The 13,643-nt window shown below is 55.2% G+C and carries 11 protein-coding genes; 7 read left to right on the top strand and 4 right to left on the bottom strand.

The window, feature by feature from the left end:
- Window positions 1-2: 2 nt before the first annotated feature.
- The 4 genes from ACZ5RI_RS08305 to ACZ5RI_RS08290 all read right to left on the bottom strand — a co-directional run bounded on the left by ACZ5RI_RS08305 (window position 3) and on the right by ACZ5RI_RS08290 (window position 4,410).
- Window positions 3-1,619, bottom strand: coding sequence for a TonB-dependent receptor domain-containing protein (locus ACZ5RI_RS08305; protein ID WP_464510954.1), 1,617 nt, complete (start codon window positions 1,617-1,619; stop codon window positions 3-5).
- Window positions 1,600-2,427 (bottom strand): TonB-dependent receptor plug domain-containing protein, encoded by an 828-nt coding sequence (locus ACZ5RI_RS08300; protein ID WP_464510950.1) that lies wholly within the window; start codon window positions 2,425-2,427, stop codon window positions 1,600-1,602. Before ACZ5RI_RS08300 ends, ACZ5RI_RS08305 begins: the two co-directional genes overlap by 20 nt.
- 285 nt (window positions 2,428-2,712) lie before the next feature.
- Window positions 2,713-3,063 carry a hypothetical protein gene (locus tag ACZ5RI_RS08295; RefSeq protein ID WP_464510946.1) on the bottom strand — a complete coding sequence of 117 codons (351 nt, stop codon included), beginning with the start codon at window positions 3,061-3,063 and terminating at the stop codon, window positions 2,713-2,715.
- A 132-nt stretch (window positions 3,064-3,195) separates the two neighbouring features.
- Window positions 3,196-4,410, bottom strand: a complete 1,215-nt coding sequence (locus tag ACZ5RI_RS08290; RefSeq protein ID WP_464510942.1) for an MFS transporter — start codon at window positions 4,408-4,410, stop codon at window positions 3,196-3,198.
- A gap of 789 nt (window positions 4,411-5,199) precedes the next feature.
- Between ACZ5RI_RS08290 and kdpF the strand changes: the two genes are divergently transcribed.
- The 7 genes from kdpF (at window position 5,200) to ACZ5RI_RS08255 (ending at window position 13,590) form a co-directional block, all read left to right on the top strand.
- A complete protein-coding gene (gene kdpF, locus ACZ5RI_RS08285; RefSeq protein ID WP_464510938.1) occupies window positions 5,200-5,316 on the top strand; it encodes a K(+)-transporting ATPase subunit F in 117 nt (38 codons plus the stop codon).
- Between the two features lies 1 nt (window position 5,317).
- Window positions 5,318-7,042: a potassium-transporting ATPase subunit KdpA gene (gene kdpA, locus ACZ5RI_RS08280; protein ID WP_464510934.1), complete on the top strand. Its 1,725-nt coding sequence runs from the start codon at window positions 5,318-5,320 to the stop codon at window positions 7,040-7,042.
- 15 nt (window positions 7,043-7,057) lie between these two features.
- Complete coding sequence (kdpB, locus tag ACZ5RI_RS08275; protein ID WP_464510930.1) at window positions 7,058-9,115, top strand: potassium-transporting ATPase subunit KdpB; 2,058 nt, start codon at window positions 7,058-7,060, stop codon at window positions 9,113-9,115.
- Window positions 9,116-9,122: 7 nt separating this feature from the next.
- Entirely contained in the window at window positions 9,123-9,695 is a 573-nt protein-coding gene (kdpC, locus tag ACZ5RI_RS08270; RefSeq protein WP_464510926.1) for a potassium-transporting ATPase subunit KdpC, read from the top strand.
- Window positions 9,696-9,704: 9 nt separating this feature from the next.
- Window positions 9,705-12,389, top strand: a complete 2,685-nt coding sequence (locus tag ACZ5RI_RS08265) for a DUF4118 domain-containing protein (RefSeq protein ID WP_464510922.1) — start codon at window positions 9,705-9,707, stop codon at window positions 12,387-12,389.
- A complete protein-coding gene (locus ACZ5RI_RS08260; RefSeq protein WP_464510918.1) occupies window positions 12,386-13,078 on the top strand; it encodes a response regulator transcription factor in 693 nt (230 codons plus the stop codon). Before ACZ5RI_RS08265 ends, ACZ5RI_RS08260 begins: the two co-directional genes overlap by 4 nt.
- Window positions 13,079-13,197: 119 nt before the next feature.
- Window positions 13,198-13,590 (top strand): hypothetical protein, encoded by a 393-nt coding sequence (locus tag ACZ5RI_RS08255; protein ID WP_464510915.1) that lies wholly within the window; start codon window positions 13,198-13,200, stop codon window positions 13,588-13,590.
- Window positions 13,591-13,643 lie beyond the last annotated feature (53 nt).

The raw sequence follows: 13,643 nt of genomic DNA, 5'->3' as shown, positions 1-13,643 counted from the left end.
AATTAGAATTTTGCTTCGAAGCGCATATAGTAATTGCCACCGTTGGTGTCATATGGGGAATTACGCGAGTAAACGATACCGCGGCTGGCCTGATACGTGGCCTTGTCGGGATAGGTATTGAACAGGTTACTCGCCCCGGCTTTGACTGCCATTCCGGGCATGAAATCATACGCGACAGATAAATCGACAAAGGCCATGCCGCCAAAACGCTGGAAAATGTCGCCGGTACTGTTACCGCTCGAATCCGTCCACGGACCATAATAGCGTACCCGCCCCGAGATGGTGACCGGAGAGATGCTATAGGTCAGGGTAGAAGTCACGTTGTGGCTCGGCATGCCCTGCTCGAATTTGATGCGCGAAGCATAGTCGGCCGTCGCGGCCAGCGTACCAGACGTCACTTTGGTGCTATTATAGCTGTAAGCAGCGGTTAGGTCGAGATTACCCGGACCGACGGGTACAGCATAGTCCAGAGTAAGATTCATCCCACGTGTCGATGTATTATAGTCGTTGGTATAAAAATCGACGGAGGTAAAACCTGAAGCCCCACTGACACCAAGACTTTCCAGCTCAGTGCGGATCGCATCGGTTACCGTGTATGTGGATGATAAACTGAACCGCTTGGTAACATCGGTTTTATAGAGATCGAAGGATCCGTTTAACCCAAACCCAGTTGACCATACAAACCCCGCTGTTGCACTCTTGGCTTCTTCCGGTTTGAGCGGTTTGGCACCAAAATATTGCGCCACCGGATTACTGGGGGAAAGCCGCCCGGTCGAATAAATCTGCAAGGTCGTCGTATCAAGCCCCTGGCTGATGCTGGTCGAATATTCCTGTCCTGGTGTCGGCGCCTTGAAGCCGGTCGAATAGGAGCCGCGCACCGCGAGGCCATCCAGAAGCTCGTACCGCGTCGAAGCTTTATAATTAAAGGTGTTGCCGAACTCGTTATAGCTCTCGTCACGCAGTGCCACATCCACTTGCCAGGATTTGGTCAACTGCGTTTGGACATCGATATATCCGGCATAGCTCGACTGGCTCCATATCCCGGATTCCTGATCGTTAAAACCAGGAAATCCATTTGCGCCAGAAGTCAAACCATATGCAGCTCCTGGACCGACTTCATATGAGGCCTTATCACCTTTGGTGATTTGATAGGTCTCTCGACGGCGTTCGGCGCCAAAAGCGATATTAATAGGATCCGGCAGAAAACCGACATTCCAGCGATATACCGCATCAAAATTAAGGTCCGATTCAGCTTCAATCAGATGACCAAGTTTGAAATTAAAAGGACTATCAGATCCCATCGAGGCATTGATCGAATTGAGCAGAAAAAATCCCGTATTATTCATACCGAATGAACCGGAAACATCCCAAGTAAAAGTATCGGATGAGTTCTGGCGGACACCCACAACGGACTGGATATCAAGATAGTCGGTTCCTTCATGCGGTGTGAAGCCAGCAGGATAGATCGATAAAAGATTGAATTCTGGATAGGCTGCCGTTGTCTTGTAGATGCTGCTATTAGACGAAGGATTGCGCCAATTAATGTCGGCTACGCCTCGCCCGGCCCCGACGGTGCTGAAGGCATAAGCCTCGACACCATCAACCAGCGGCTGCGACAAATTTAGCGCACCTTTGATTGAGCGCACCTTTGATTGTCTGCATATCTGGGTTACCCCAGCGCTGGACAGGATCTGCAACTGTAATGCCCGAAGACTTTTCATATGCAATAGCATCGGCGCGCTGATTAGTGCGCGAGGTCTCATTCGATTTGTCATATTCGAGGGTGACGACCAGGCGGCCGTCTTTGGGCAGCTCGAAACCAGCCCGTCCGCCCCACTGCAGCTGTAGACCGTCGCCATAATAATATTGTGATACCTGGGCGTATGTGGAAAAGCCCGGCTTATCGTCAAGGATGATATTGATGACACCAGCGATCGCATCGGAACCATACTGCGCCGAAGCCCCATCACGCAGTACTTCAATATGCCCGGAGGCGTAAGAGGGAATCTGGTCCAGATCCGTTGCCTGCGAACCATTTGTACCGAGAAAGGCAGAACGGTGGAACCGTTTGCCATTGACCAGCACCAACGTCATATCAGGCGATAAATTATTGATCGAAGCTGGCCGGATAAACTGTGAACCATCAGACGCAGGAAGGCTCTTAACATCAAACGACGGGATTAACGTTGCCAGCGTATCATTCAAACGGCTTGATATTGTCGACTGTAACGACCCCGCATCCAGAACGTCGATTGGGGAAGTCGAGGTATATTGCGTCTGGGTAGTTTCACGAGTCCCCGTAACAATAACTTTTTCAATTCCTGCATTATCCGCGGTATCAGTCACCTCTGCGATAGCACCCGCGGTGAGCGCAACGAGTGACACGGTTCCAAAAATAATCATATTAAAAGATTTTGATCTACGCATTTCACCCTCTTTGTCAGAAGGCCGCGTTATCATGCCGAAACATGACAGTGCATTGTCAGATCAATGACGTTTCCCAACACGCCAACCAATAGCGTAAGTGAAACCACATATAGTTGTTTTATTGAGTTATCGCGAATTTATAAAAATGGAATCTTTGACTGCAATCATGATTTTTCAGTCAAACTATTCAGGTACGCCTATTCGATGATAGCGGTCTGCTGTGGGAACTCTGGTGGCGAAGTTGCATCCGCCTAGAGGTAATAGCAGCCCACCATGTCCTACGCACTACCCTGCCCGCTCACTGGCTAAAAGACTAAGACGAGCGAGAACACCGTCAGCAATGGATTCTGCAATCGGCGCCGGAAAATCCGCTGGCAATTCAGATAGTGTTTTATGGAGAGCAGCTTCCCCCACAGCCAGCACTTCGTCGATGATCTCCAGCGCCCCACCGACACCGGCCATCTCGGCACTTTGCACAAAATGCCGTCCCATGATGGTGTTGACGCCATAATGCCGTTTGGCACCAAACGACATCGCCATCTTCATCTTGTTCAGGCGAATCTGTACGGCATCAACACTCGGCTGGGCCGATACTACGTCGTACAGTGGCGACAGACGGAAACCACCACCTGGCAACAGGATCAGGCTAAAGTTCTTGGCATGCCCCCAACAGCCGAAACGTGATCTAGTATTTCAGGAACAGTTGTCGACCAGTAGAAACATCACCACTGCCCGACAACGGATTGGCCCAGTATCTGTAAAGATGCGCTACATCCGGCTTATACCGCTAGGAAGTCTACGAGCATACGGCAATGTCCGAGCAACCGCGAAGATGACGGCAAATAGCGGCAACGCGAGGCAGATGACCAGACGAGGATTCACACACTGCACGTCTAACAAAAAATTGGTTGAAACTGCGAATATGGCACTGCCAATACCGGCCGCAGCCACCAAAAAACCCGCTGCGAGTTTGATCCGCCCCCGACACCGGTCCAGCGCATACCCCAATATAGTCGGGTATAGGATCGAGAAAAACGCACTGGCCGAAAGCAAGCTCCCCCAGCCAGCTACACCACCAGCAGCCGCAGCAATCGCAACAGCGACGATGGACAAGCCGATGCACCATTGCAGCAGACACATTGGGTTGATCCAGCGCATAAGGACACACCCAACAATCCGGCCGCAGACAAACCAGACCCACCCCCGTTCGAATAGCGCAATAACATGTCCGGGCAACTCGTTGACGTGATACCTGTAGTGCGATGTCCATAGGATCATCATCGCCGCACAGCAGGTAAAAGCCGCGACAAGCGAGATCTGAAAAAACTTATCGCGAAGTAGAGAGCCGATCTCTTGCCATAGCGTGTTGGCGTTGCCTTCACGTGCAAAAGAAGGAAGCGTGATCTGCTCGACATAGTATGCCAGCAACATGGCGCCCAACCCAGTCAAAAGGTACGGCCTCGCCGAATACGGCGTCGCACCGCCGAGCGTGACTTCAAAATGCTCGTTAAATAATACAACAGAGAAAAAATAACCGGCGCTTAGCCCAAGAGCATTAAACACATGAACAATGTTTAGCCTCACGATAGCAGTTAAAGGATTTCCAACCTCGATCGCAAACGGGTTTAACGCAGTGTCAAGCAACGCACCACAGGAGCCCATCATCGCAACGGCAATCAGGAAGAAATCAATACGGCGCAGAACGACCGCCTGATAGAATATAAACGCAGCGATCGAGAACAAACTAAGGCCGAGTAAGATGCCCAGCATATAGCCAAACCGTCGGATAAACAGCGACGACGGAATGGCAATACTAAAATACGCAATATAAAAAAATGAAAAGATCAATCCGACCAAGGACGACCGGAAGCCATAGAAACTTGCGAACCGAAAAAAGAGAGATTGATACAGCCCGAGAACAAGGCCCGAAACCGCCAGCAGGGACGTCACAACAAGAATAGAGGTTCTCCACCGTATGGACACTTGCCCTCCCGAGCTCACGGCAAACACCTCCGCGGATCAAAACAATTTTATATAATAAATTTACACTATTGACCAATACTCAAAATATCTCAGCAGCAGACCGTCCTGCGGGACGGCGAAATATCCTCGGAAGGAAAATTCAAAGCCTGCGCGTTTCATTTGGGTACAATAACGATGTAGGGGGTACCGCAACCGTGGCGCTCAAACGTAACGGCAGAGCAAAGTACGGCAGCGGCAGCCCTGCATCGACCCGCGCCGCCTCACGGACAGCTTCCAGAAAGCCTTCCAGCGCTGCTCAAAGCCGCCGCGTAGATCAGAAGATGAACGCAGAATCCGCCGTGCTGAATTGGAGCCAAAGATCCAAGCCGTAAAAGAAACGGCTGATGAGGCAAGAACAAAAGGTGAAACTGTCTAACCTTCAGGTCAGAAAGTGCCTAACCTTTTCAAGCATCCGCTAAGTCTTTGAAAGTGTTGGTGCGCCCTAGGGAAATAGCAAATACGTTTATCTTCAAGGCGTTAGTATCAATGTGCGGCAGAATAGCCCCCATTGTTTCTATTACGTTTTTTGAAACTGCTGCCGCACCATCCCAAATGACCTGCAAACACTAATTGCCCCCCCGATTGTCGTTTATGGTTTTCTTATAAATCACGCCTGCAATCCGTCTCGAACCTTTATGCCCATCTGACGGATGAATCCCCACTGGAATAACCAGTATGGGGCATCCATGTACGACATCCTTTATATCGCCTTGAGTGTGGTCCTCACCGGCATTGCGCTCAGCTACGCACATGCCTGTGAAGCCTTGTGAGGGCACCATGACACTCGACTATGTGTTAGGGGCCGCCGCCACGCTCGGCCTGTTCGCCTATCTCGTTTACGCACTGATCCGGCCGGAGCGGTTCTGACATGACCCTCAATGGCTTTTTGCAGATCGGGCTGTTTGCCGCGATCATCCTGATGATTACCAAACCGCTCGGCTGGTATCTGGACGCCGTCTTTACTGGCAGGCGAACCCTGCTGACGCCCGTGCTAGGCCCGCTGGAGCGCAGCTTCTACCGCGCGGCCGGAGTTGATCCGGCGCAGGAACAGCACTGGCTGAGCTATGCAACCGCGATGCTGATCTTCAGCTTCGCCGGATTCATCGTGCTGTATGCGCTGCAACGCCTGCAAGGCGCCCTGCCGCTCAACCCGCAAGGCTTACCGGGGCTTTCGACGCATCTGGCGTTCAACACCGCCATCAGCTTCGTTACCAACACCAACTGGCAATCTTATGTGCCGGAAACCACCATGAGCTATCTGACCCAGATGGCCGGGCTAACGGTGCACAATTTCGTTTCCGCTGCCACCGGCATCGCGCTGGCGCTGGCGGTTATCCGCGGCTTTGCCCGCCGCTCGGCGCAAGGCTTAGGCAACTTCTGGGTCGATCTTACCCGCTGCACACTGTACGTGTTGCTGCCGATCTCGATCTTCGCAGCGCTGTTCTTTGTCTGGCAGGGCGTACCGCAGAACCTTACCCCCTATCTGCACATCACCACACTGGAGGGGGCGCAGCAGATCATCGCGCAGGGGCCGGTAGCGTCGCAGGAAGCCATCAAGATGCTGGGCACCAATGGTGGCGGCTTCTTCAACGCCAACTCGGCACACCCTTATGAAAACCCGACGGCACTGGCCAATCTGGTGCAGATGGTGCTGATATTCTCGCTCGGGGCGGCGCTGACCAATTTGTTCGGTCGCTGGGTCGGCAATCAACGTCAGGGCTGGGCCATCTTCGCCGTGATGGGCTTGCTGTTCCTGGGCGGCACCTTCGCCACCTATGCCGCCGAAAGCAGTGGCAACCCGCATCTAGCCACCAGCATCGATCAGGGCACCCATGCCACGCAAAGCGGCGGCAACATGGAAGGCAAAGAAATCCGCTTTGGTATTGCCAATTCCGCCCTGTTCGCCACCGTCACCACCGATGCCTCGTGCGGCGCGGTCAATGCCATGCATGACAGCCTGACACCGTTGGGCGGCATGGTGCCGATGGTCAACATGATGCTGGGAGAAATCATCTTCGGTGGCGTTGGTTCCGGGCTTTACGGCATGCTGCTGTTCGCCATTCTCGCCGTGTTCATCGCCGGGCTGATGGTCGGGCGCACCCCGGAATATCTCGGCAAGAAGATCGAGGCCAAGGAAGTCAAGATGGCGATGCTGGCTATTCTCATCCTGCCTCTATCCATCCTGGGCCTGACAGCACTGGCTAGTGTTGTTCCGGCTGGGCTCGCAGGTATCGCCAATAATGGCCCGCATGGATTTTCCGAAATCCTCTACGCCTTCACTTCGGCCACCGCCAATAATGGCAGCGCCTTTGCCGGGCTTTCCGCCAACACGTCATTCTACAACACGGCACTTGGGCTTGCCATGTTTGTTGGCCGCTTCCTGATGGTGGTGCCAACGCTGGCGATTGCCGGATCACTGGTCGAAAAAAAGATCATCCCACCATCGGCGGGCACCTTTCCGACCGATGGCGGCCTGTTCGTCGGACTTCTGATCGGTGTCATCCTGATTGTTGGTGGACTGACTTTTTTCCCCGCGCTGGCACTGGGCCCCATCGTCGAACATCTGGCGATGGCTTCGGGCACCCTCTTCTAATCTCGTGAGACAATCATGACCCACATTCGTAAACGCATGGCCGTGGTAGGCTTGTTCGACGGAAAAATCCTCCGCCAGGCCGTCTTCGATGCCATCAAGAAACTCGATCCACGCTGCATGATCCGCAATCCGGTCATGTTCGCCGTCGAAATTGTCGCCACGCTGACCACCATCCTGCTGATCCGGGATATCGAAGCGGGCGCGTCCCATCTTGGCTTTTCCATCCAGATCAATATCTGGCTGTGGTTCACCATCCTGTTCGCCAACTTTGCCGAAGCCGTGGCAGAAGGGCGCGGCAAGGCACAGGCCGCATCGTTACGCGGCACCCAGGTGGAGATGAAAGCCAAGCGGCTGGAAGTACCGGAACTGAGGCTCTATGAAAAAGTGCCCGCCTCAGAGCTTGAACCCGGCAATCTGGTACTGGTTGAAACCGGTGACCTCATTCCGTCGGATGGCGAAGTGATCGAGGGGGTCGCCTCGGTCGATGAATCCGCCATCACCGGTGAAAGTGCCCCGGTGATCCGCGAATCCGGTGGCGACCGATCGGCAGTAACCGGCGGCACCCGTGTTTTATCCGACAGCATTGTGGTGCGCATCACCGCTGCGCGGGGCAACACCTTCCTCGACCGCATGATTGCACTGGTTGAAGGTGCAGCGCGGCAAAAGACACCGAACGAAATTGCGCTCAATATTCTGCTGGCCGGTCTGACCATCATCTTCATTTTTGCGGTGGCCTCGATCCCGGCTTTTGCGGCCTATGCCGGTGGACAAATGTCGGTGCTGGCACTGGTGGCACTGTTCGTCACCCTGATCCCCACCACCATCGGCGCGCTGCTATCGGCCATCGGTATTGCCGGTATGGACCGGTTGGTGCGCTTCAACGTGCTGGCAATGTCAGGCCGCGCGGTAGAAGCCGCTGGTGATATTGATACACTACTGCTCGATAAAACCGGCACCATCACGCTGGGCAACCGTCAGGCATCTGAATTTGTTCCCGTACCCGGCGTGTCACTCGGCGCGCTGGCCGAGGCAGCACAACTCGCCTCGCTGTCGGATGAAACACCGGAAGGTCGTTCTGTCGTCACCTTATCTCAGGAAAAATATGGCCTGAAGATCACCGCCACAGCGCTGCCCGATTTGCACTTTGTCCCGTTCTCGGCCCAGACCCGGATCAGCGGCGTTGATGGCGAAGCTCTGACCATTCGCAAAGGGGCCGTCGATGCCGTACTGGCCGCCTGCCCGGATGCCACACGGGGCAGTGTTCAGGCTTTAAAAGTCATCTCTGACGATATTGCCAAAACCGGCGGCACACCACTGGCGGTGTCACGCAATGGCAAACTGCTGGGGGTTATTCACCTCAAAGATATTATCAAGGCTGGTATCCGCGAACGCTTTGCCGAACTGCGCCGCATGGGTATCCGCACCGTCATGATTACCGGTGATAATCCACTGACCGCCGCCGCCATTGCCGCCGAATCCGGGGTCGATGATTTTCTGGCGCAGGCCACGCCGGAAACCAAATTAAAGCTGATCCGGGATGAACAGGCCAAGGGCAAGCTGGTGGCGATGTGTGGCGACGGCACCAACGATGCCCCGGCGCTGGCTCAGGCAGATGTCGGTGTGGCCATGAACACCGGCACAGTCGCGGCGCGTGAAGCTGGCAACATGGTCGACCTAGACAGTGATCCGACCAAGCTGATCGAAATCGTCGCCATCGGCAAACAGCTTTTGATGACGCGCGGAGCACTGACCACCTTCTCCATCGCCAATGATGTCGCCAAATATTTCGCCATTATTCCGGCCATGTTCATTGCCTTTTACCCGCAACTGCAGGCCCTCAATGTCATGGGGCTGCATAGCCCGCAAAGCGCCATCCTGTCGGCGATTATCTTTAATGCGCTGATTATCGTGGCGCTGATCCCGCTGGCACTCAAAGGCATCACCTACAAACCGGCAGAAGCCGCCACCCTGTTACGACGCAACCTTGCCGTCTATGGACTGGGCGGCCTTGTCGTTCCCTTCATCGGTATCAAGATCATCGACCTGATGGTTACGACCATCGGTCTGGTGTGAGGCAATCATGATCAAACATCTTCGTCCTGCTTTTGTCCTGATCGGTCTGTTCACGTTACTGACCGGGCTGATCTATCCGCTGGGGATGACGGCGGCGGCACAACTTCTTTTTCCGCATCAGGCCGGTGGCAGTCTGGTTCAGCACAGCGGTAAAACCATCGGCTCTACACTTATTGGCCAGAACTTTACCGCCGCGCGCTATTTCCACGGCCGCCCCTCGGCGGCCGGGGCGGGGTATGATGCCGGGGCCTCCTCCGGCTCCAATCTGGGGCCGACATCTCAAGCGCTTGTAAAACGCGTGGCCGCAGACGCCGCCCGATTGCAGGCCGAAAACCCGGACAAGCCCGTACCGGTTGATCTGGTCACCACCTCGGCCAGTGGCCTCGATCCGGACATATCCCCCGCTGCAGCCCTGTTTCAGGTGCCACGGGTGGCCCAAGCCCGCCATTTACCGCAAAGCGCGGTGACCGCGTTGGTAAAGGCCCATACTGAAAAACGGCTGTTCGGCCTGATCGGCGAACCGCATATCAATGTGCTGAAACTCAATCTGGCCTTGGACGCCATGCGGCAAAACGGCTAGACTTTCGCCATGACACGATCCAATGACGACACCCGCCCTTCGCCTGACGCACTGCTGGACAGTGCGAATGCGGAGGGGCGCGGACAGCTCAAGATCTTCCTCGGGGCCGCCCCGGGTGTCGGAAAAACCTGTGAAATGCTGACACAGGCCCGCACCAGGCAACTGGAGGGTATGGATGTCGTCATTGGCGTGGTGGAAAGTCATGCGCGCGCCGAAACCGAACGCATGGCGCAAGGGTTCGAAGTCATCCCGAAGAAACGTTCGTTGTATCGCGGGCAGGTTCTGGCCGAAATGGATCTCGATGCCCTGCTGCAACGACGGCCGAAACTGGCGCTGATTGACGAACTGGCCCACACCAATGTGGCAGGCAGCCGCCACCCGAAGCGCTGGCAAGATGTCGAAGAACTGCTCGAGGCCGGGATCAATGTCTATACCACGGTCAATGTTCAGCACCTTGAAAGCCTGAACGATGTCGTCGCCCAGATCACCCACATTCGCGTACGTGAAACCTTGCCCGACCGCGTATTGGATGAAGCCGAAGAAATCGAACTGGTCGATACCACGGCGGATGATCTGTTGCAGCGTCTGCGGGATGGCAAGGTCTATGCTAAACCCCAAGCCGAACGTGCCGTCCGCCACTTCTTCAAACCGGGTAATCTGACGGCCTTACGCGAAATGGCCCTGCGCCGGGCCGCGCAGCATGTCGATCGCGATATGGTCGATTATATGCAGAGCCATGCCATTGCCGGGCCCTGGGCGGTAGGCGAACATATCCTGGCCTGTATTGACGAACACGAAACAGCAGCAGAACTGGTGCGCCGGACACGCAGACTGGCCGACAGTCTGAAGGCCGAATGGACAGCGCTTTATATCGAAAGCCCGCATCATCTTTCTTTAAGTGATGCGGAAAAAGACCGCGTTGCCGATACGCTGCGGCTGGCCCAGAAGCTCGGTGGCGATACCATCACCCTACCCGGACATGATATTGCCGCCGCCATTCTGGACTATGCCCGCCGCAACAACATCACCCAGATTGTTATCGGTAAGCCAACCCATCCGCACTGGCAGGAATTTCTGCACGGCTCAGTCCTGCGCCGTCTTTTGCGCAACAGTGGTGCCATCAGTGTGACCGCTGTGCAGGCTGAAGGCGAAGTCCTTGCCAGCAAAGCCGTCAAAACCCAGCACAACCCGCCCCCGGCCTATGAACCATATGGCTTAAGCGCCCTTAGTGTTGCGGCCACAGTTTTGGCGGCACTTGGGTTTAACAGCATCCACAATCTGGGTAACAGCATCGGCATGCTGTTTCTGATACCGGTTTTGATCAGTGCGGTCTATTCCGGCTTATGGCCTGCGCTGTTCACCGCCTTTGTCAGCGTCATGGCGTACAATTTTTTCTTTCTGCCTCCACTCTACACCTTCACGATTTCAGATCCGAACAACTGGCTGTCATTCGCCGTTCTACTGTTTGTTGCTGTTATTGCCGGTAATCTTGCCGCGAGGGTTCGAGCCGAAGCAAACCTGTCCGCCCGCCGCGCGGTGCTCACCAGCGAATTATTTCATTTTACCGGCAGACTGACCGGCATTTCCCGCTTGGATGATATTCTGTGGGCAACCGCCTATCAGATTGCTTCCATGCTGAAAGCAAACGTTCTGATCCTGTTGCCAGATGCGCAGGGACGGCCCGAAATCGCCGCAGGGTATCCGCCCGATGATGAAATAGATGCGCAGGACATGGCAGCGGCATCCTGGTGTTGGGACCATGGCCAGCCCGCCGGACGAAATGCGGAAACGCTGCCGGGTGCCAAACGTCTGTTCTTGCCCATGCGCACGGGCGAAGGCCCCGTCGGGGTAATTGGCCTGCAGCGTCATGATGAAAAGAGCCTGATGACGCCGGAAGAACGCCGCCTGCTGGATGCGTTGATTGATCAGACCGCACTGGCCATCGAACGCTGCCAACTGGTGCAGAAGGTGGATGAGGCACAGGTGCGGGCCGAGGCAGATAAGCTGCGCGTGGCTTTGCTGACATCGCTGTCCCACGATTTGCGCACCCCACTGGCCTCCATTCTTGGGGCATCATCGGCCCTGATTGCCGGACGCGGCATCTATGATCCGGCGCAAATCGACGAGATGCTTGCCACCATTCGCGAGGAGGCTGAACGGCTGGACCGCTTTGTCGGTAATCTGCTCGATATGTCCCGGCTGGAGGCCGGTGTATTAGGTATAAAACTCCAGCCGACGGATATTACCGATGTGGTGGAAAGCGCGCTCGACCGCTTAAAGCGCAGGCTGAACCAAAACCGCATTGTGCTGGATATCGGTGAGGCGCTGGTGATGGCAGACCCGGTACTGTTAGAGCAGGTTATTGTGAATATCCTCGACAATGCCGTAAAATATGCTCCGGCAAAATCCCAGATATGTCTCTATACAAAAGAACAGGGATCAAAGATCATTCTGTCCATCGTTGACGAGGGGCCAGGGCTTGGCGCAGGCGATACAGACCACATCTTCGATAAATTTTATCGCGCCAAAGCCGCCGACAGTCATATTGCCGGAACCGGGCTGGGGCTTGCCGTTGCACGCGGCTTTATGGAAAGCATGAACGGTACTATTACGGCGGCAACCCGGAATGACAAAAAGGGCGCGGTATTTCGCATTGCACTACCGCGTGTCCAGTCGGAGACTGCGGCACCATGAATGCAAAAATCCCCCAGATACTGATCGTCGATGATGAACCGCAGATCCGCCGCTTCCTGCGCGTTGGCCTGCCCCCGCATGGTTTTGTTTGTCTGGAAGCCGCCAACGGTGCGGATGCACTGTCCATATTCACCAAAGAAAAGCCGGATGTGGTGATCCTTGACCTTGGGTTGCCGGACAATGACGGCTTCGACGTTTTGGCACAGATCCGCTCTCTGGCATTAACGCCGGTTCTGATCCTGTCGGCACGGAACGATATCGCCGGTAAAGTCCGCGCTCTGGAAGCTGGCGCGGATGATTACGTCACCAAACCTTTCGATATGGAAGAATTACTGGCACGGCTGAAAACCGCTCTGCGCCACGGCCTGCAGGTAACGGGGGAAGCACCGGTATTCCGCAGTGGCCCGCTCGCCGTTGATCTGGTCAAACGGCAGGTCTTTTGGGCCGACAAAGAAGTCCATCTGTCGCCCAAGGAATATGAAGTGCTGCGGTTCCTGGTGCAGCATGCGGGTAAAGTTGTCACCCATCAGCAGCTACTACACGAAGCCTGGGGCCCGGCCCATGTTGAGGATGTGCAGTACTTACGGGTGCTGATGCGCCAGTTACGTAAAAAGCTGGAGCCTGACACCCAGTCCCCTCGCCTGCTCGCCACAGAGCAAGGTGTCGGGTATCGGTTATTTCAGCTATAGATTGACGCTCAAGTACCCCTGCCCAAGGATCAACTCAAAGTGTAAACTATACAAATCCACCTAATATAGGGCGGATGGAAAACCTTGACTTCCGCCCCCACGCACCCAATAGTTTAAGCATGCACCGCAGCCGCCTTCATATTTTCCTGCGTCTGGCAGCCATTGCGCTGCTGGTGGCTAATCTTGTGCCCGAAGCGCTGACGGCCCTGCCCGTCTGCCAATATGACTTTGCACCAGCACGGATTGCCGCATCCTATCAGCCCGCACCCGCCGGGGTATCGCTTGGCCATTCCCACGATACCAACGCGGCGCATGAGTGCCTGGCAACCATGCCGGATGAAGTGTGTGCCGCAAAGCTGCTGCACAACGCACCCGATATGGCTGTTGCCATTCTTTCCAGCACCCCGGTTGTACCAGCCTTGCCGATTACGCGTGGCCCATCACCGCGCGGCTCGCCATTTGGTGTTAATGCTTATCTTGTCCAGCGATCCAGTGTTCTTCTGCTGATTTAAGCTCTCCTGACCATTGCCTTTATTCGTACCGCCGCCAGCAGCCCTCGGCGCGC

Source organism: Micropepsis pineolensis (assembly GCF_055392125.1).
The sequence above is the reverse complement of the archived record's forward strand: the minus strand, read 5'-3'. Positions and strand labels throughout refer to the sequence as shown.

Bases quoted from the DNA above. Each gene is read 5' to 3' on its own strand.
- ACZ5RI_RS08255 (WP_464510915.1), top strand. From the start codon at position 13,198: ATGCACCGCAGCCGCCTTCATATTTTCCTGCGTCTGGCAGCCATTGCG.
- kdpA (WP_464510934.1), top strand. From the start codon at position 5,318: ATGACCCTCAATGGCTTTTTGCAGATCGGGCTGTTTGCCGCGATCATC.
- kdpC (WP_464510926.1), top strand. From the start codon at position 9,123: ATGATCAAACATCTTCGTCCTGCTTTTGTCCTGATCGGTCTGTTCACG.
- kdpB (WP_464510930.1), top strand. From the start codon at position 7,058: ATGACCCACATTCGTAAACGCATGGCCGTGGTAGGCTTGTTCGACGGA.
- ACZ5RI_RS08300 (WP_464510950.1), bottom strand. From the start codon at position 2,427: ATGCGTAGATCAAAATCTTTTAATATGATTATTTTTGGAACCGTGTCA.
- kdpF (WP_464510938.1), top strand. From the start codon at position 5,200: ATGCCTGTGAAGCCTTGTGAGGGCACCATGACACTCGACTATGTGTTA.
- ACZ5RI_RS08265 (WP_464510922.1), top strand. From the start codon at position 9,705: ATGACACGATCCAATGACGACACCCGCCCTTCGCCTGACGCACTGCTG.
- ACZ5RI_RS08260 (WP_464510918.1), top strand. From the start codon at position 12,386: ATGAATGCAAAAATCCCCCAGATACTGATCGTCGATGATGAACCGCAG.